Genomic DNA, 18,051 nt, shown 5'->3' with positions numbered 1-18,051 from the left:
AAAGTTATTCACAATCGCGATGTTCAGAGACAAAAAAAGCGGCATAAGCCGCTTTTTGAGAAAAGAGAGAGGTTAAAACTGGTCGCTATGATCGTTAAACCAGGCTTCTGCTGCGTCTTCTGGTACCGGAGTTTCCAATACATCGATAGTAAAACAGTCAGAAATAGGCTGAGCACCGAGCTCTTTCATCTGGCTGTGGACTGATTTTCCCGCCAAACAGAAGGTATCGTAACTCGAATCACCCAGCGCCACGACAGCAAAGCGAATCTGGCTTAAATCTGGAGATTGCTGGGTCAATGCGTCAATAAACGGCTTAATATTATCTGGAAATTCACCCGCACCATGAGTTGAAGTCACCAGCAACCAAAAGCCTTGTTGGGGGATATCATCGTATTCAGGCTGATTATGAAGGGTTATCTCATGACCTTGTTCTTCAAGAAGATCATTAAGGTGATCGCCAACGTACTCAGCACCACCTAAGGTGCTACCTGTAATAATGTGGATCATTAAGCTGTCCTTACTAAAGAAAAAGGCCAGCATGAGCCGGCCTTTAAGGGTTATTTACCAATACAGAAAGAGGTGAAGATACGGCCGAGTAGGTCATCGGAGCTGAACTCACCCGTAATCTCATTAAGGTGTTGCTGCGTTATACGCAGCTCCTCTGCCAAGATTTCACCTGCCATATAGCCTTCTAACTGTTGCTGACCAATATCTAGGTGCTCAGATGCGCGTTCTAGGGCATCTAAGTGGCGACGACGTGCCATGAAGCCACCTTCATTGCCACCCGCAAAGCCCATGCAATCTTTTAAATGATTACGCAGTGCATCAACGCCTTGCCCAGTCTTTGCTGATAGTCGAATCAGAGTTGGATCATTAACATGGCAAATTCCGAGATCTTCACCTGTTTGATCGGCTTTGTTACGAATCACGGTCATTCCGATATTATTCGGCAGACGATCAACGAAATCGGGCCAGATATCTTTCGGGTCGGTTGCATCGGTAGTGGTGCCATCGACCATAAATAAAACGCGATCGGCTTGAGTAATTTCTTCCCAAGCGCGTTCAATACCGATTTTTTCGACTTCATCCGAGGCTTCACGCAGGCCTGCGGTATCAATAATGTGCAGTGGCATACCATCAATATGGATATGTTCACGCAGTACATCACGGGTGGTACCAGCAATATCAGTCACAATCGCGGAGTCTTTACCCGATAATGCATTCAGTAAGCTCGACTTACCGGCATTAGGACGACCTGCAATCACCACCTTCATGCCTTCACGCATAATGGCACCTTGATTGGCTTCTTGGCGAACCGCTTCGAGATTGTCGATGATAGCTTGTAAGTCAGCACTTACTTTACCGTCAGCAAGGAAATCAATCTCTTCTTCTGGGAAGTCGATAGCGGCTTCAACATAGATGCGTAAGTGAATCAGAGAGTCCACCAGCGTATTAATGCGTTTTGAGAACTCACCTTGCAGCGATTGCAGGGCTGATTTCGCCGCTTCTTCTGAACTGGCATCAATGAGGTCGGCAATCGCTTCTGCTTGGGTTAGATCCATCTTATCGTTCAAGAAGGCACGCTCCGAGAACTCACCTGGGCGTGCTGCGCGTAGCCCTGGAATCGCAAGGATGCGTTTGATGAGCATATCCATTACCACAGGACCACCGTGGCCTTGTAGCTCTAATACGTCTTCGCCAGTAAACGAGTGCGGGTTAGGAAAGTAAAGCGCGATACCTTGGTCTAGCTCTAAACCATCGTGAGATTTAAAAGGGGTGTACTCAGCGTAACGTGGTTTCAGTACTTTGCCGGTAACTTCAAGCGCAACTTGGGCTGCTTGTGGGCCTGAAACGCGAATAATACCGACGCCGCCACGGCCGGGTGCAGTCGCTTGAGCAACAATCGTATCTGTAGTCATAGTTGTGCCTGCTAGCATGTGAAAGCCAAAAAGGGGCGCTCACGATTAATCAATTAGCTGAATTGTAATCAGCTAAAAACAAAAAGGCGACCTTTTGGTCGCCTTTCTTTATCTCTTTCTATTATCGAACTTACTTAGAATGTAAGCCTTTCTTTTCCAGCGCGCGGTAGATAAGCGTTTGCTGAATCAGAGTTACGATGTTCGATACTAGCCAGTATAGAACTAGACCTGAAGGGAAGAACAGGAAGAAGAATGTGAACATAACCGGCATAAAGGTCATGATCTTCTGCTGCATTGGATCCGTTACAGTTGTCGGGCTCATCTTCTGGATTAGGAACATTGAAGCACCCATCAGAAGTGGCAAGATGTAGTATGGGTCTTGTGCAGAAAGGTCAGTAATCCAACCGAAGAACGGTGAGTGACGCAGTTCAACAGACTCCATTAGTGCCCAGTATAGCGAAATGAAGATAGGCATTTGCAGAAGGATAGGTAAACAGCCACCTAGTGGGTTTACTTTCTCTTTCTTGTAAAGCTCCATCATTTCTTGGCTCATGCGTTGGCGGTCGTCGCCAATACGCTCACGCATTGCAGTCAGCTTAGGCTGAAGCATACGCATTTTCGCCATAGACGTGTACTGAGCTTTCGTTAGTGGGTACATAGCACCACGAACGATGAAAGTTAGACAGATGATTGCCAGACCCCAGTTCACAACGATGCCTTGAATGAATGAAAGCAGAGTATGAAGTGGTTTAGCAATGAACCATAACCAACCGTAGTCAACTACTAGGTCTAGGTTTGGTGCAACAGCAGCCATTTGGTCTTGAAGTTTAGGACCAACCCAAAGCGTTGCTTTGAAGCTTGCTTCGTCGCCAGTAGCAATGGTTTTGTTCGGCATGCGAACACCGATGTCGCCAAGGTTACCAATGACACGAGTGTAAAGGTTGCTGCCTGCTTCGTCGCGTGGAATCCAAGCACTTGCAAAGTAGTGCTGAATCATCGCTGCCCAACCTTGACCGTTTGCTAGGTTAAGAGACAGGTTGCGATCTTGCATATCGTCGAAGCTGTATTTTTTGTAACGCGTATCTTCCGTAGAGTAAGCACCACCACGGTAAGTTGGCATTGTTAGGCTACCACCGTCATCCATAACGTTTTGACGTAGGTGAGCGTACATGCCGAATGTTGCGTTATTGCCAGAGTTGTTAATTACATCGTATTCAACGTCAATCGCGTAGCTTCCGCGTTTAAGTACGAATGTTTTTGTGTAATCAAGGCCGTTCGCTTGGTAAGTCATTGGGATGCGTAGTTCATCCTGACCATCAGCAAGCGTGAAGCTGTCTGCTGAAACTGTATAGCTTGGGCGGTTTGTGCTGCTTAAATCGATACCTTGAGGACCCACTAGACCGCTTTGAGCGATAAATTGGTGACCAGGTTCGTTTTTAAGAAGAACAAAAGTGTCTTCAGAATCGAACTCAGCAGAGTAATCGTTTAGGTTTGCTTTAACGACATCACCACCAACCGTATCAATTGACAGAGTCAGTACATCAGTTGTTACTGTGATAGTTTTAGCAGAAGAAGAAACTTGACCAGGAGCCGGGTCTAGATCATCTGCATAAGATGGCGCTGGTAGGGTGCTGCCAGATTGTGCCTGCTCAACCGCTTGTGGTGCTGGATTCTGAGCTACGTTCCATTGTTGGAACAGTAGGAAAGAAACCAAAGCCAATGCGATTAACAGGATATTACGTTGAGAATCCATCGTTATTTATCTCTGTCTTGTTTTTGGACTGGTGGAACGGGGTCAAAGCCCCCTTCGTTCAAAGGATGGCATTTTAATAGACGTTTGCCTGATAACCAACACCCTTTTACAAAACCGTGAGCTTTCAACGCTTCTATCGCATATAAAGAGCAGGTTGGAGTAAATCGGCAGCGTGGGCCGATGAGTGGACTAATAAACCATCTATAAAAATAGATGGGTATTAGCGCTATCCACGCGAAGGGCGAGACAGGCGAAGCCATAATTTGTCGAGTAGCTTGAACATTTCTTCATTGCTTAAATCTTGCGCGCTCTTCTTAGCGATTACAACAAAATCTTTGTTAGGAAGTTTGTGTTGAGTGTTACGAAAGCTTTCACGAGTAAGACGCTTGAATCGATTACGACCCACGGCGGTTTTAATCTGCTTTTTCGGAACGGCTAATCCAAGACGAGGATTTGAAAGAGAGTTATTTCGGGCAATGATGGTGAAATGAGGGGAGCCAGCTCGATGAGCTTGCTTGAAGACATTTTGATAATGTTCGGGAGTTAACAAGCGTAACTCCCGACCGAAGGCTAGCTTATTCAAAATAATCAAAGATTACTTAGAAAGACGCTTACGGCCTTTTGCACGACGTGCATTGATTGTTGCGCGACCGTTCTTAGTAGCCATGCGAGCACGGAAACCGTGAGTACGCTTACGCTTTAGAACTGTAGGTTGAAAAGTGCGTTTCATTTGTAATTACCTTACTGATCAGTAGTTTTAGGTTTTTGTTAAACCCGGCGTGGGCATTTTTTCTCTTCTTTATATAAGAAAGGAAAACCGACGCCTCTCAACAAAGAGGCGGAATTGTAATCACTGTCACAAAAAGTGTCAATGATTGGGTTAACTAAAATTCCGGTCGGGGGATTATACGTAGAATAACTAAAATCACAAGGATCCTTAGTCGATCCCAACCTTATTTAAGAATTTTTTTAATTTAGGATCCTGTGGATTACCAAAAATATCCTGTGGAGATCCCTGCTCAACAATATGGCCGTCAGCCATGAAGATAACTCGGTCTGCGACCTCTCTAGCGAACTGCATTTCATGGGTAACCACCAGCATGGTTTGATGCTGATTTGCCAGTTTTTTCATTAGGTTAAGAACTTCGCCAACCCACTCAGGATCGAGCGCTGAAGTCGGCTCATCAAACAGTAAAAGCTCGGGTTGTAGTGCCATTGCACGGCCAATACCCACCCGTTGTTGCTGGCCACCAGAGAGCGCGGCTGGGTAGCTCTCACCTTTGTCTCCCAAGCCAATATCATCAAGTATTTGTTGTGCTTTTTCATGGGCTTGCTGCTTTTTCCAACCACGAACGGTAATTAAACCTTCAGCAATATTCTGTCTCGCGGTTTGGTGAGCGAACAGGGCATAGTTTTGGAACACAAAACCGGTCTTACGACGCAGTGCCAGCACCTCTGCTTTGGTGTGTTTCTGAGCATCGACATTAATATCATCAATCGAAATAGTGCCTTGATCGGCTTGCTCTAGAAAGTTCACACAACGCAGTAAAGTAGATTTACCAGTCCCACTTGAACCTATGATGACAATTATCTCACCTTGCTTGATTTCTAGGTCGATCCCTTTCAAAACTTCGGTGTCACCAAACTGCTTGTGGATATTTTGTAATTTGATCATCGTACATACGCCTTATTCAGTTTCACTTCGGCCCAAATTTGAATACGAGTGAGGATAACCACCACGCCCCAGTAAATCAGCGCTACCGCTAAGAAAGCCTCGAAGAAGCGGAAACTAGAAGAAGCCTCCATCTGAGCTTTAGCCATGATTTCGGCGACACCTAGGGTGAAGGCTAGTGAAGTCGACTTGATCATGTCGATGAAGTAGTTCATCAATGATGGCAGTGCCACGCGAGTTGCTTGCGGTAAGATCACTCGGCGCATCGCTTGGCTGGTTGTCATACCGACCGAAAGGCTGGCTTCCATCTGGCTGCGATCAATACCGATAATCGCGGCACGAATACTTTCTGCCATATACGCGGCAAAGTGCAGGGTTAAGCCAATCACAGCGGCGCTGAAGGCATCCAATCCAACCATCCACGGGAAGACTTGTGGTAAGCCGTAATAAAGGAGAAACAGCTGCACCAACAGTGGTGTGCCTCGGAAGAAGCTAATGTAAAGCTGGCTCAGTTGGTCGAGTACTGGGATTTTGAATACACGAATATTCGCCAGTATCAGAGACAGGATCAGAGCAAAGAACAAGCCCCAAGTCGCCATCTCCATCGTGGTGCCTAAATACTTTAGTAGTATCGGCAACAGCTCTAGCATGTAATTAAAGTCAAATCCCATAATCTATCTCGTATTTTTATTGGAAGTGTTGTTCTATATGTAAGTACTGTTCTATCAGGTTTTTTAATCAGTGCACAAAAGCAAAAAGCCCACCGCTGTATAAAGCAGTGGGCCTTGAATGGAGAAAGTGAGTAATTACTTCTGAGTAATGTCCGCACCAAACCATTTCTGAGAGATACTTTCTAGCGTACCATCTGCGCGCATTGCTGCTAATGCTTCATTTACTTCTGCTTGCAGTTTTTTGCCGTTATCGTTGTCCACGAAAGGCCAAGCGTTTTCAATGGTTTCGAATGGCTGACCAGCTAGTTGTAATGGTAGACCTGTCTTCTTGATAAGCTCTAATGCTGATAGGCGATCCATTACGAATGCATCTGCACGACCCAATGCGACATCATGTTCAATACCTGTATCGTAGGTTTTCACATTGATCTTGCCATCTTTGTCGTAGCTGCGAAGCAGTTGTTCAAAGTTTGAGCCTAGGTTTACCGCAACCGTCTTACCATCTAGGTCTTCGATACCTTTAATGCTGTCATTACCTTTACGAACGGTAATTTGTGCGCCGTCTACTACGTATGGGTCTGCGAATAGGTATTTCGCTTTACGTGCATCTGTCATTGTAATTTGGTTTGAAATAGTATCGATGCGACCCGTTTCAAGAAGACCAAACAGACCAGAGAAGTTTGCCGTTACGTATTCAACCTTGTAATCGTTACGCTTACCGATCTCATCCCATAAATCTACTTCAAAACCTTGTAGCTGGTCTTGCTTAACGAACGTAAACGGGAAGTAGCGACCAGACATGCCGACTTTAACTTCAGTCGCAGCTTGAACAGTAGCAGCAGAGAGTGCGATAGCCGCAATTGCAGCCTTAATCCAGTTATTCATTTGGTAACTCCTTATATTTATAGGGTTGGATGTTACTGGGAAAATGCTCAATAGAATAAATAACCAGATGTTATTAACCATAACCAGATTGAATTCCCAATTTGGGGATAACTAGCAAGGATCCGGGCATAAGTGGATCATTGTGTGAGTAAATTAGGGGCAAGATGTGTGGATCCACCGATTAATTACAAATTTATTGTGAATAACTTGGATCTTATTCACTGGATCTGTGATCAATTGCTGGTGATCTGACTTATCAACAGGTAAAATTAGCAGTCATTTCATATTACTTAAATAGAGTGGGGGCACCGTGTCATCTTCGCTTTGGTTGCAGTGTTTGCAACAGCTTCAAGAAGAGTTACCAGCTACAGAATTCAGTATGTGGGTTCGTCCGTTACAAGCGGAGCTCAATGACAATACTCTAACTCTATTTGCACCGAACCGTTTCGTACTCGATTGGGTTCGTGATAAGTATCTAAATAGCATTAACCGTTTGCTGCAAGAATATTGCGGCAACGATATCCCACATCTTCATTTTGAAGTGGGAAGCAAGCGTGTGATTGCACCAAAGCCTGCGACACCAGCACCGACTCAGACTCGTACTGCAGCCGATGTGGCCGCTGAGTCATCAGCACCTGCGCAATTACAAGCTCGCAAGCCTGTCCATAATATTTGGCGTGATGAAGAGCCTGTCGCGGTTGATTTGAATCACCGCTCAAACGTGAACCCAAAACATAAGTTCAATAACTTTGTTGAAGGTAAGTCGAACCAACTGGGTTTGGCTGCGGCACGTCAGGTTTCTGATAACCCAGGAACAGCCTACAACCCGTTGTTCCTATACGGCGGCACTGGTTTAGGTAAAACGCACTTGTTGCATGCGGTGGGTAACGCCATTGTTGATAATAAGCCAAATGCGAAAGTGGTTTACATGCACTCAGAACGTTTTGTTCAGGATATGGTAAAGGCCCTGCAAAACAACGCGATCGAAGAATTTAAGCGCTACTACCGTAGTGTTGACGCATTGCTTATAGATGACATCCAATTCTTTGCCAATAAAGAGCGTTCTCAAGAAGAGTTCTTCCATACCTTTAACGCGCTGCTTGAAGGTAACCAACAGATCATCCTAACGTCTGACCGTTATCCAAAAGAGATCAACGGGGTAGAGGATCGTCTTAAATCTCGCTTCGGCTGGGGTTTGACGGTTGCGATTGAGCCACCAGAGCTTGAGACGCGTGTTGCGATCTTGATGAAGAAAGCAGAAGACCACCAAATTCACCTTGCGGATGAAGTGGCGTTCTTTATTGCCAAGCGCCTGCGCTCTAACGTTCGTGAGCTGGAAGGCGCATTGAACCGTGTTATTGCCAATGCAAACTTCACTGGCCGTCCGATCACGATTGACTTCGTGCGTGAAGCACTGCGTGACCTACTTGCACTGCAAGAAAAACTGGTCACTATTGATAACATTCAAAAGACAGTAGCCGAGTACTACAAAATCAAAGTCGCTGATCTATTGTCTAAGCGTCGTTCTCGTTCTGTTGCTCGTCCACGCCAATTGGCGATGGCACTGGCGAAAGAGCTAACAAACCACAGCTTGCCTGAGATTGGCGATGCATTCGGTGGTCGTGACCACACGACGGTACTGCATGCTTGTCGTAAGATTGCTCAGCTGCGTGAAGAGAGCCACGACATTAAAGAAGATTATTCGAACCTGATTCGTACCCTTTCTTCTTAATACACAGTATTCTTAACCTTAATAAGCAGAATCTTGGCCACGTACTATTACGCAGTGCCATTTAGACCGTAAGAGCAAGATATGAAATTTACCATTGAACGTAGTCACCTGATTAAGCCATTACAACAAGTATCTGGCGCACTCGGTGGCAGGCCAACGCTTCCAATTCTAGGAAACCTACTGATTAAAGTAGAAGATAACGTGTTGTCGATGACAGCGACGGATCTAGAAGTTGAACTGATCAGCCGTGTAACGCTTGAAGGTGATTTCGAAGCGGGCAGCATTACCGTACCTTCACGTAAATTCCTAGATATCTGCCGTGGATTACCAGATAACTCAGTGATCACTGTGGTATTGGATGGTGACCGTATTCAGGTTCGCTCTGGTCGTAGCCGCTTCTCATTAGCAACATTACCTGCGGCAGATTTTCCTAATATTGAAGACTGGAGCAGTGAAGTTGAAGTGTCAGTGACACAAGCTGAACTTCGCGGTCTTATCGAGAAAACGCAATTCTCAATGGCGAACCAAGATGTTCGTTACTACCTCAACGGTATGTTGTTTGAGATTGAAGGCTCTATCCTGCGCAGCGTGGCGACCGATGGTCACCGTATGGCAGTATCTCAAGCACAACTGGGTGCGGATTTTGCTCAGAAGCAGATCATTGTTCCTCGTAAAGGTGTGCAAGAGCTAGTGAAGCTATTGGATGCACCTGAACAGCCAGTAACACTACAAATCGGTAACTCTAACGTGCGTGCGGAAGTGAACAACTATGTCTTCACTTCTAAGTTAGTAGATGGTCGTTTCCCTGATTATCGCCGCGTAATGCCGCAAAATACCACCAAGACACTTGAAGCTGGCTGTGATGAATTACGTTCAGCATTTTCTCGTGCTGCGATTCTATCGAATGAAAAATTCCGTGGTGTTCGCGTTAATCTTGCAGATAGCGAGATGCGTATTACCGCGAACAACCCAGAGCAAGAAGAAGCAGAAGAAGTACTCGATGTTAACTTCGACGGTGATGCTCTAGAGATTGGCTTTAACGTAAGCTACGTATTGGATGTTCTGAACACACTGCGTTGTGAACAGGTTCGTATCTCAATGTCAGACGCCAATGCGAGTGCTCTTATTGAGAACGCACAAGATGACAGCGCGATGTACGTTGTTATGCCAATTCGCTTATAAGCTGCCCCATGTTGACCTACCGAGTCGTGATTGAAGATTAATATGAAGACGTTATGCCTTTATCGCGCTTAATCGTTAAGCAGTTTAGAAATATTGAAGCCTGTGACATTCAACCGTCATCAGGCTTTAACTTTCTTATAGGGGCTAACGGAAGCGGCAAAACCAGCGTCCTTGAAGCGGTGTATCTGCTCGGACACGGTCGCTCATTCAAGAGTTCACTTACCGGTCGTATCATACAAAACGAGTGTAGTGAGCTGTTTGTACACGGCCGTTTTATGACCTCGGATCAATTTGAGCTGCCAATTGGCATTAATAAGCAGCGCGATGGCACGACAGAGGTTAAAATAAGCGGTCAAACTGGGCAAAAGTTGGCTCAGTTAGCTCAAGTCTTACCTTTGCAGTTGATTCACCCCGAAGGGTTTGATTTACTGACAGATGGACCTAAGCATCGCCGAGCATTCATTGATTGGGGAGTCTTCCACAGTGAGTCGGGCTTTTATGATGCGTGGGGTAGGGTAAAGCGCCTCAATAAGCAGCGAAACGCCTTATTGAAAACGGCAACCCACTATCGAGAGCTGAGCTATTGGGACCAAGAACTGGCCCGTTTAGCTGAAAGCATCAGTCAGTGGCGTGCCACCTACGTTGATCAGCTCAAAGAAGTCGCCGAAGAGATCTGTGCGACCTTCCTTCCTGAGTTTGAGATAAAGATTAACTATTATCGTGGCTGGGACAAAGACACCCCATACGCCGAGATATTAGAAAAGAATTTTGAAAGGGATCAGCAACTTGGTTACACCTTTAGTGGACCCAACAAAGCGGATCTGAAGATAAAAGTGAACGGCACTCCAGTGGAAGATGTCTTGTCACGAGGTCAATTGAAGTTGATGGTGTGCGCGCTACGAGTAGCACAAGGGCAACACCTCACTCAAATGACAGGTAAGCAGTGCATCTATTTAATAGATGACTTCGCTTCCGAATTAGATAGCCAACGCCGAGCACGTCTTGCTGAGTGTTTGAAGGCGACCCAGGCTCAAGTTTTTGTAAGCTCTATTACCGCTGATCAGATTGCAGATATGCATGACGAAAATAGCAGGATGTTTCATGTGGAACATGGCAAAATAGAGCAAGGATAATTAGTCAGAGAGTAACTATGTCAGATAATTACGATTCATCGAGTATTAAAGTACTGAAGGGTCTGGATGCGGTACGTAAGCGTCCTGGAATGTACATTGGCGACACGGATGATGGTACCGGTCTGCACCACATGGTTTTTGAGGTGGTAGATAACTCTATTGATGAAGCGCTAGCTGGTCACTGTAATGACATCATTGTAACTATCCATGAAGATAGTTCTGTGTCTGTAAGCGATGACGGCCGTGGTATTCCAACAGAATTGCACCCAGAAGAAAACGTATCAGCAGCAGAAGTAATCATGACGGTTCTTCACGCTGGTGGTAAGTTCGATGATAACTCGTACAAGGTATCTGGTGGTCTGCACGGTGTTGGTGTTTCAGTAGTTAACGCACTTTCTAAGCAAGTTACTCTTACTATCCACCGTGGTGGCAAAATCCACACTCAAACCTACAGCCACGGTGAGCCTCAAGCGCCACTAGCGGTTATCGGTGACACGGATAAAACAGGTACAGAGATTCGTTTCTGGCCGAGTGAAGAAACCTTCACTAACATCGAGTTCCATTACGACATTTTAGCTAAGCGTCTACGTGAGCTATCATTCTTGAACTCAGGTGTATCAATTAAGCTAATTGATGAGCGCGAAGAAGACAAAATGGATCACTTCGAATACGAAGGCGGTATCCAAGCGTTTGTTGAGCACCTTAATACCAACAAAACGCCAATCATCCAAAAAATCTTCCACTTCAACTCTGAGCGTGAAGACGGTATTACCGTTGAAGTTGCGATGCAGTGGAATGACGGCTACCAAGAAAATATCTACTGTTTCACCAACAACATCCCTCAACGCGATGGTGGTGCTCACTTAGCTGGTTTCCGTGCGGCGCTAACGCGTACTCTGAACAGCTTCATGGACAAGGAAGGCTTCTCTAAGAAAGCGAAGACTGCGACCTCTGGTGATGATGCTCGTGAAGGTTTGACAGCGATTGTTTCTGTTAAAGTGCCTGATCCTAAGTTCTCAAGCCAAACTAAAGATAAGCTGGTTTCTTCAGAAGTGAAGTCTGCCGTTGAATCTACAATGGGTGAGAAGTTGTCTGAGTTCCTGATTGAGAACCCAGGTGAAGCGAAAACAGTTTGTTCTAAAATTATTGATGCAGCACGTGCTCGTGATGCAGCGCGTAAAGCTCGTGAAATGACTCGTCGTAAAGGCGCATTAGATTTAGCGGGTCTTCCAGGTAAGCTTGCTGACTGTCAGGAAAAAGATCCTGCACTGTCTGAACTATATATTGTGGAAGGAGACTCTGCTGGCGGTTCAGCTAAGCAGGGTCGTAACCGTAAGAACCAAGCAATCCTACCGCTGAAAGGTAAAATCCTTAACGTAGAGAAAGCACGTTTCGATAAAATGCTGTCTTCTCAAGAAGTAGCAACGCTAATCACAGCTCTTGGTTGTGGTATTGGCCGTGACGAATACAACCCAGATAAACTGCGTTACCACAACATCATCATCATGACCGATGCCGATGTCGATGGTTCTCACATCCGTACTCTGCTACTGACGTTCTTCTACCGTCAAATGCCAGAGCTGATTGAACGTGGCTACATCTACATTGCTCAACCGCCACTTTACAAGGTGAAGAAGGGTAAGCAAGAGCAGTATATTAAAGATGAAGATGCAATGAACCAGTATCAAGTATCTTTGGCTCTAGACAATGCAGAACTGCACGTTAACCCTGAAGCGCCAGCATTTGCAGGTGAAGGTTTAGAGAAGCTTGTTCAGCAATACAATGCAGGCATCAAGCTTGTTGATCGTATGAGCCGCCGTTACCCACGTGCATTGGTTCACGAACTGATTTACGTTCCTCGTCTAACGGCTGAGCAGTGTCATGATGATGCGGCAGTTGAAGCTTGGGGTAAGCAGCTTGTTGAGCAGCTAAACGCGAAAGAAGTAGGTGCGAGCCAATACAGCCTTGAAGTTGAAAAACACGAAGAGCTAGGCTTAAGCGTTCCTAAGATTGTGGTTCGTACTCATGGTGTGACTCATGAACACCTACTGAGCATCGATCTTATTAACTCTAAAGAGTTTGGTAAGCTAGCGGATCTTTCTGAAGCACTTGATGGCTTGATTGAAGAAGGCGCTTACATTAAGCGTGGTGAGCGTACTCAAGAAGTTTCTAGCTTCGTTGATGCTCTGAACTGGTTAGTGAAAGAGTCTCGTCGTGGTCTAAGCCTACAGCGATACAAAGGTCTAGGTGAGATGAACCCGGATCAGCTTTGGGAAACGACAATGGATCCTGAAACTCGTCGTATGATGCAAGTAACGATTGAAGATGCTGTTGGTGCTGATCTGTTGTTTACAACGTTGATGGGCGACCAAGTAGAACCGCGTCGTAACTTCATCGAAGAGAATGCGCTTAAAGTTGCCAATTTGGATGTGTAGTCCAAATCTAAATGATTAAAATTATGAAAAGCACTGCCTATTGGCGGTGCTTTTTTGTGTCTGTAAGGTATTGAAAAGTATTAAATTGGAAAAATTATTGAAAATAATCCCTTGAAACTATTTTGTTCAATCCATATATCTATTTATGAAGAGGATGACTGTCTTGCTCAAAAGAGAAGAAACAGAACCTTCATTACCGCTGACGAAGTATCGCTCAACAGAGGATAACTTTAGCAGCACACAACTTAAAAATTGATTCATTGTCATGTCCCAGCGTTGTTGCCAATAGAGGTGAAACCCGAGGAATGCGAATTGAATCTCTTAGCTGTTTACTGGGTCACACACAGGTTCGATCTCAGTAAAATTCGCAGCTAAGACTATTGCTTACTAAAAGGATAGCATTATGAGAACTGTAGATTTCACTCCACTTTACCGCAACGCAATCGGCTTCGATCGTCTATTCAACATGATGGAAGCGAACACATCGAAGAACTCTTCTGGCGGTTACCCTCCATACAACATCGAGCAAAAAGACGAGAACAACTACCGTATTACTATGGCCGTTGCTGGTTTTGCTGATGATCAATTAGATCTGACTCAGAAAGAGAACATGCTAATTGTGAAAGGTGAGCGTAAAGCAGAAGCAGAGAAAACCTTCGTATATCAAGGTATTGCAGAGCGCGATTTTGAGCGTAAATTCCAACTGGCTGACTACGTAAAAGTGGTAGGTGCAAGCATGGAAAATGGTCTTCTTCACATCGACCTAGAACGCGAAATCCCAGAAGCGATGCAACCACGTAAGATTGCTATTAATGGTAATAGCCTACTAGAAGGTTAATTACTGTTAGCTCCTTAGAGCTAAAAAATATCGGGAAGTAAAAGTGAAAGAGCACCTCATGAGGTGCTCTTTTTGTATTTGGCCTACAGTAAGCTAAAAGCTCTTATTACTGCTCTGAGTAAGCCTTTTTCACTTCTTCAGCAATGATCGCAATACCTTTCTGCATCGCTTCATCATCTTGTACGTAGTTCATGCGTAAGCACTGGTGAGCATGATCCCACTCATCTTCTTGGCCGATAAAGAAGTATTCGCCCGGAACAATCAATACGCCGCGAGCTTTAAGGCGGTCGTACAGTTCCATTGTGGTGATTGGTAGCTCATCAAACCATAACCATAAGAAGATAGCGCCTTCAGGTTTATGGATACGGAAGCGTGGGTCATCGATAGCGTCTTGTAGTAGTTTTACTGCACGTAAAGATTTCTCTTTATAGAAAGGCTTAATCACTTCACTGCTCAAGCGCAGCAGGTCACCGTTCTCAATCATGTGGTTGGCGATAGCGGGCCCAACACTGCTTGGTGCTAAGCTGATGATGCCATTCATGTTGGTTAGTGCTTGGGTTACTTCTTCACTCGCAATCACGATACCGCAACGCACACCCGGCAAACCAAGCTTAGATAAACTCATGCACAGAATCGTATTTTCATTCCAGAACGGTTCGACATCTTCAAAGATGATGTTTGGAAACGGCAGGCCGTAAGCATTGTCGATCAGTAGCGGGATATTGTTTTCACGCGCGAGCTTATCCAGTTTACGTACTTCATCGTCGGTCAGTACGTTGCCTGTTGGATTGGTTGGACGAGATGCACAGATAGCCGCGACTGAGTCATCAACCTTTAGTTGTTCAAAATCGACGTGGTATTTGAACTGCCGGTTTTCTAGCAGCTCGATCTCTGGGTGGTAAGAGATAAATATATCGTCATCAATACCCGCGTCGCCGTAGCCGATGTATTCCGGTGCGATCGGCAGTAGGATTTTCTTATGTGAGCCGTCAGGCTGTTGACCTGCTAAAAGGTTGAATAGGTAAAAGAAGCCACTTTGACTGCCGTTAGTCAGGCTGATGTTCTTTTCGCTGATGTCCCAACCATAGGTCTCTTTCAGCATTGCCGCTAACGACTTGATGAAGCTGTCTTTGCCCTGCGGACCATCGTAGTTGGCGAGGGCGGCGATGAGTTCTCCATTGGCGAGCATGTCGGCACTGGCTTGGTTAAAGTAATCGAGCATGGCTGGGATAGCGGCTGGGTTACCACCACCGAGCATTATTGCGCCTGGAGTGCGCAGGCCATCATTCAAATCATCCATTAAACGAGTGATTCCAGAGTATCGATTAAACTTTTCACCAAACTTAGAGAACTGCATTACTTATTTTACCTAATTCATTGTGATTGCTTGTTATGTGTCAGTAAGGCAGACCTTATGCCTGCCATCAGTGTATTCCTTGAACATACCGCAATGTTTTTGCGACGCATAGCGCCAAATGCTCTAACACGAAAAAAACTTCTATAAAGTTTGGCTAATGAGTGACAGCTTGCTTATTGAACGCGCTTTTAGTGATCAAAAAAGGGAAGCCGAAGTTTCCCTTTGATTAAATTCGTTTGAGAACCGTGCGTGTTTACTTCGAACCTGTATACACAACCAACACCTTGTCATCTTGGTATTGGCGTTCGAAGGCGTAATAACCCTTGCTGTTACGGATGATGTGCTTACCTTGCGCGACAGCTGGGTGGCGTTGGCGGAATTGGCCAAGCGCTTGCCAATGTTCTAGCAACTCTGCACGTTCGCCGGAGATTTGATCCCAAGGCATGTCTGAACGGGTGCCTTGCATTGGATCGGAACCTGTTGGGCCAAAGTCACGGGCTATCTCATCACCGTAATAGATCTGTACCGCGCCCGGAGCAAGCATCAGTGCATTCGCGGCTTTGGTCTGCTTGGCAAAGTCGCTGCCGTGCTGTGTCCAGAATAGTGAGGTGTCGTGAGACGAGAGATAACTCAACACATTGAACTCGCTGTCACTGTTGATCTTGTCTGCGTAGCGAAGGTAATCAGCATCAAGATCGGATAGACACTTCAGCGCCTTAGGGGCGATGTCGCTCTGGAATTCAAAGTTGATGATCGAATCAAAGCCGTTAGCAAAGTAATCTGATTTGACTACACTGTGTGCCCACACTTCGCCAGTCATCCAGAAAGGTAAATCATCTAAGGCTTTGTCTGGGTTGTTCTGTTTCCACTCAGCTAGTGCTTGGTTAGTGCTCTCTTTAAGCTCTGCCCAGGCGTCCAGTTCAACGTGCTTGGCAGTATCGACCCTAAATCCATCAACACCATATTCGCGCACCCAGTCAGACAACCAAGTGATCAGATGTTCACGAGGTGTTTTGAGTTCATCAGTCGCGCTGGTGGGTTTATTGCGATAGAAGTTAGGCAGCCCGGTTGTCTCTGTCGATTCTGTTTTGAAATCGGGCAGGTGCGCCAAAGACATGGTGAGGTTGTTGTAACCTGGAGAGTCATAAGCGCCAATATCGCTGCGCAGCCAAGCTTTGCCCCACCACTTTTCCCACGCTTCTTTGTCGCTGTAAGATATGTAGTTGTTGAAGTAGTGCCAGTTCTGGCCAGCTTCTGGTTGCCAGTCCGTCCAGTTTTCGCCAAGCGTTTGTTTGGCTTCTTCATCAGTTAGGTTGAGTTTGCCAAAGTCGAACTCTTGCATGTCGGCAAGCGTCGCGTATCCCGTGTGGTTCATTACCACGTCCCAAACAACACGAATGCCTTTGCTGTGCGCGGTATCGATGAAGGTTTTCAGCTCGTCTTCGGTACCCATGTTGTCATCAAGCTTGGTCCAATCTTGGTGGTAGTAACCATGGTAGCCATAGTGTTTGAAATCACCGCGATCACCGCCGCCAACCCAGCCGTGAATTTGCTCTAACGGAGACGTTATCCAGATAGCATTAGCACCGAGTGATTCTATGTAATCGAGTTTTTCGGTTAAGCCTGCCAAGTCACCACCGTGGAAGGTGCCGATTTCGTCTTGTCCGTCTTGGCTGCGACCATAGCTGTTGTCGTTATCAGGGTTGCCGTTGTGGAAACGGTCGGTCATGACGAAGTAGACCGTAGCGTTGTCCCAACTAAAGTCAGCCTTGGTTTCTGGTTCTACTCTCTCCAGCAGCAGAACACCTTGGCTGTTTTCTGCAGGTTGCATGGTGACGCTGCCATTAGTCACTGTGACTTGTTTGCCTGAAAGAGCGTCTCTTACCACGGTGCCATCATCAAAGGTTTGAGTAACATCTATGGTGGTTGGTTGGTCACTGGGTACTGGACAGGCAAAGCTTTGTACTTGCTTCTGCTTTGGCTTTACCTGAACCGTGAGTTCATTGGTCTGTGGGTTGAGCGTAAATTGATAGGTGTTAGCGCGAAAGACTTTAATAGCGATTTCAGATTTATCGGTGCAGTCGTCTAGGCGAAGGGGTTTATTGAACTTGATACGACTCTCTTCGGCCAGCGCATAGTTAGTGCCACAGGTATTTTGAGTATCGCTGATAGAGAAGGTATAGCTACCTTTAGCGAGTTCCTGTTCAGCGATAACAGTGCCTTTTCCTGTCGATTCAAATACGACAGTGTTGTTATCGATCGTCAGCAATAAGCTGTCATCACTGGTTTGGCTGCATGCGCTGAGTGCGAGTATTGAAAGCGCGAGTACTGTTTTTTTCATTGTTCCCTTCCCCTGAATAAACAGGTCAGTTATAGCAAACAATGCCCTCTACAGTCTGAGCGCTGATTCATTCAGATAATCAATAACACCTCTACAAACAAATGCTTGGTTCACAAAAACAAAAAGGGAAGCT

The 18,051-nt window shown here is 45.7% G+C and carries 16 protein-coding genes; 5 read left to right on the top strand and 11 right to left on the bottom strand.

The window, feature by feature from the left end:
* Positions 1 to 72: 72 nt before the first annotated feature.
* The 9 genes from mioC to CWO27_RS20400 form a co-directional block, all read right to left on the bottom strand.
* Positions 73 to 507: an FMN-binding protein MioC gene (mioC, locus tag CWO27_RS20440; protein ID WP_102432941.1), complete on the bottom strand. Its 435-nt coding sequence runs from the start codon at positions 505 to 507 to the stop codon at positions 73 to 75.
* A gap of 50 nt (positions 508 to 557) precedes the next feature.
* Positions 558 to 1,919, bottom strand: a complete 1,362-nt coding sequence (gene mnmE, locus CWO27_RS20435; protein ID WP_048657844.1) for a tRNA uridine-5-carboxymethylaminomethyl(34) synthesis GTPase MnmE — start codon at positions 1,917 to 1,919, stop codon at positions 558 to 560.
* A 130-nt stretch (positions 1,920 to 2,049) separates the two neighbouring features.
* Positions 2,050 to 3,672 (bottom strand): membrane protein insertase YidC, encoded by a 1,623-nt coding sequence (gene yidC / locus CWO27_RS20430; RefSeq protein ID WP_048657814.1) that lies wholly within the window; start codon positions 3,670 to 3,672, stop codon positions 2,050 to 2,052.
* A gap of 2 nt (positions 3,673 to 3,674) precedes the next feature.
* Positions 3,675 to 3,932, bottom strand: a complete 258-nt coding sequence (gene yidD / locus CWO27_RS20425) for a membrane protein insertion efficiency factor YidD (RefSeq protein WP_004735802.1) — start codon at positions 3,930 to 3,932, stop codon at positions 3,675 to 3,677.
* Positions 3,899 to 4,222 (bottom strand): ribonuclease P protein component, encoded by a 324-nt coding sequence (rnpA, locus tag CWO27_RS20420; RefSeq protein WP_017055478.1) that lies wholly within the window; start codon positions 4,220 to 4,222, stop codon positions 3,899 to 3,901. The genes yidD and rnpA overlap by 34 nt, the downstream gene beginning before the upstream one ends.
* A gap of 45 nt (positions 4,223 to 4,267) precedes the next feature.
* Positions 4,268 to 4,402: a 50S ribosomal protein L34 gene (rpmH, locus tag CWO27_RS20415; RefSeq protein WP_004735800.1), complete on the bottom strand. Its 135-nt coding sequence runs from the start codon at positions 4,400 to 4,402 to the stop codon at positions 4,268 to 4,270.
* Positions 4,403 to 4,609: 207 nt separating this feature from the next.
* Positions 4,610 to 5,347, bottom strand: coding sequence for an amino acid ABC transporter ATP-binding protein (locus CWO27_RS20410; protein WP_048657813.1), 738 nt, complete (start codon positions 5,345 to 5,347; stop codon positions 4,610 to 4,612).
* Positions 5,344 to 6,015, bottom strand: coding sequence for an amino acid ABC transporter permease (locus CWO27_RS20405; RefSeq protein WP_009848134.1), 672 nt, complete (start codon positions 6,013 to 6,015; stop codon positions 5,344 to 5,346). Before CWO27_RS20405 ends, CWO27_RS20410 begins: the two co-directional genes overlap by 4 nt.
* 135 nt (positions 6,016 to 6,150) lie before the next feature.
* The gene (locus CWO27_RS20400) at positions 6,151 to 6,900 is read right to left on the bottom strand and encodes an amino acid ABC transporter substrate-binding protein (RefSeq protein WP_009848135.1); all 750 of its coding nucleotides are present in this window, start codon (positions 6,898 to 6,900) and stop codon (positions 6,151 to 6,153) included.
* A gap of 310 nt (positions 6,901 to 7,210) precedes the next feature.
* Here CWO27_RS20400 and dnaA point away from each other — a divergent pair, with 310 nt between their 5' ends.
* The 5 genes from dnaA to CWO27_RS20375 all read left to right on the top strand — a co-directional run bounded on the left by dnaA (position 7,211) and on the right by CWO27_RS20375 (position 14,220).
* Entirely contained in the window at positions 7,211 to 8,632 is a 1,422-nt protein-coding gene (dnaA, locus tag CWO27_RS20395) for a chromosomal replication initiator protein DnaA (RefSeq protein ID WP_019825569.1), read from the top strand.
* A gap of 81 nt (positions 8,633 to 8,713) precedes the next feature.
* Positions 8,714 to 9,814, top strand: a complete 1,101-nt coding sequence (gene dnaN, locus CWO27_RS20390; RefSeq protein WP_017058809.1) for a DNA polymerase III subunit beta — start codon at positions 8,714 to 8,716, stop codon at positions 9,812 to 9,814.
* Between the two features lie 53 nt (positions 9,815 to 9,867).
* Entirely contained in the window at positions 9,868 to 10,947 is a 1,080-nt protein-coding gene (gene recF, locus CWO27_RS20385) for a DNA replication/repair protein RecF (protein ID WP_019825571.1), read from the top strand.
* Positions 10,948 to 10,964: 17 nt separating this feature from the next.
* On the top strand, positions 10,965 to 13,382 hold the full coding sequence (gyrB, locus tag CWO27_RS20380) for a DNA topoisomerase (ATP-hydrolyzing) subunit B (protein ID WP_017058811.1): 2,418 nt from the start codon (positions 10,965 to 10,967) through the stop codon (positions 13,380 to 13,382).
* Positions 13,383 to 13,785: 403 nt separating this feature from the next.
* Positions 13,786 to 14,220, top strand: coding sequence for an Hsp20 family protein (locus tag CWO27_RS20375; RefSeq protein ID WP_009848140.1), 435 nt, complete (start codon positions 13,786 to 13,788; stop codon positions 14,218 to 14,220).
* Between the two features lie 106 nt (positions 14,221 to 14,326).
* On the opposite strand, the gene CWO27_RS20370 is transcribed toward CWO27_RS20375, so the two are convergent.
* Positions 14,327 to 15,577 carry a valine--pyruvate transaminase gene (locus tag CWO27_RS20370; RefSeq protein ID WP_102432942.1) on the bottom strand — a complete coding sequence of 417 codons (1,251 nt, stop codon included), beginning with the start codon at positions 15,575 to 15,577 and terminating at the stop codon, positions 14,327 to 14,329.
* A 253-nt stretch (positions 15,578 to 15,830) separates the two neighbouring features.
* Positions 15,831 to 17,918 (bottom strand): alpha-amylase, encoded by a 2,088-nt coding sequence (locus CWO27_RS20365; RefSeq protein ID WP_102432943.1) that lies wholly within the window; start codon positions 17,916 to 17,918, stop codon positions 15,831 to 15,833.
* Positions 17,919 to 18,051 lie beyond the last annotated feature (133 nt).

This window comes from Vibrio sp. 10N.286.51.C3, from assembly GCF_003050065.1.
Taxonomy (GTDB): Bacteria; Pseudomonadota; Gammaproteobacteria; order Enterobacterales; family Vibrionaceae; genus Vibrio; species Vibrio crassostreae.
Note: the sequence above shows the minus strand (reverse complement) of the source record. Positions and strands in the feature narration are given on the sequence as shown.

What these genes read in the sequence shown, in the direction of transcription:
- mioC (WP_102432941.1), bottom strand. Translation starts at nt 507, where the DNA reads ATGATCCACATTATTACAGGTAGCACCTTAGGTGGTGCTGAGTACGTT.
- mnmE (WP_048657844.1), bottom strand. Translation starts at nt 1,919, where the DNA reads ATGACTACAGATACGATTGTTGCTCAAGCGACTGCACCCGGCCGTGGC.
- yidC (WP_048657814.1), bottom strand. Translation starts at nt 3,672, where the DNA reads ATGGATTCTCAACGTAATATCCTGTTAATCGCATTGGCTTTGGTTTCT.
- yidD (WP_004735802.1), bottom strand. Translation starts at nt 3,932, where the DNA reads ATGGCTTCGCCTGTCTCGCCCTTCGCGTGGATAGCGCTAATACCCATC.
- rpmH (WP_004735800.1), bottom strand. Translation starts at nt 4,402, where the DNA reads ATGAAACGCACTTTTCAACCTACAGTTCTAAAGCGTAAGCGTACTCAC.
- CWO27_RS20410 (WP_048657813.1), bottom strand. Translation starts at nt 5,347, where the DNA reads ATGATCAAATTACAAAATATCCACAAGCAGTTTGGTGACACCGAAGTT.
- CWO27_RS20405 (WP_009848134.1), bottom strand. Translation starts at nt 6,015, where the DNA reads ATGGGATTTGACTTTAATTACATGCTAGAGCTGTTGCCGATACTACTA.
- CWO27_RS20400 (WP_009848135.1), bottom strand. Translation starts at nt 6,900, where the DNA reads ATGAATAACTGGATTAAGGCTGCAATTGCGGCTATCGCACTCTCTGCT.
- dnaN (WP_017058809.1), top strand. Translation starts at nt 8,714, where the DNA reads ATGAAATTTACCATTGAACGTAGTCACCTGATTAAGCCATTACAACAA.
- recF (WP_019825571.1), top strand. Translation starts at nt 9,868, where the DNA reads ATGCCTTTATCGCGCTTAATCGTTAAGCAGTTTAGAAATATTGAAGCC.
- gyrB (WP_017058811.1), top strand. Translation starts at nt 10,965, where the DNA reads ATGTCAGATAATTACGATTCATCGAGTATTAAAGTACTGAAGGGTCTG.
- CWO27_RS20375 (WP_009848140.1), top strand. Translation starts at nt 13,786, where the DNA reads ATGAGAACTGTAGATTTCACTCCACTTTACCGCAACGCAATCGGCTTC.
- CWO27_RS20370 (WP_102432942.1), bottom strand. Translation starts at nt 15,577, where the DNA reads ATGCAGTTCTCTAAGTTTGGTGAAAAGTTTAATCGATACTCTGGAATC.
- CWO27_RS20365 (WP_102432943.1), bottom strand. Translation starts at nt 17,918, where the DNA reads ATGAAAAAAACAGTACTCGCGCTTTCAATACTCGCACTCAGCGCATGC.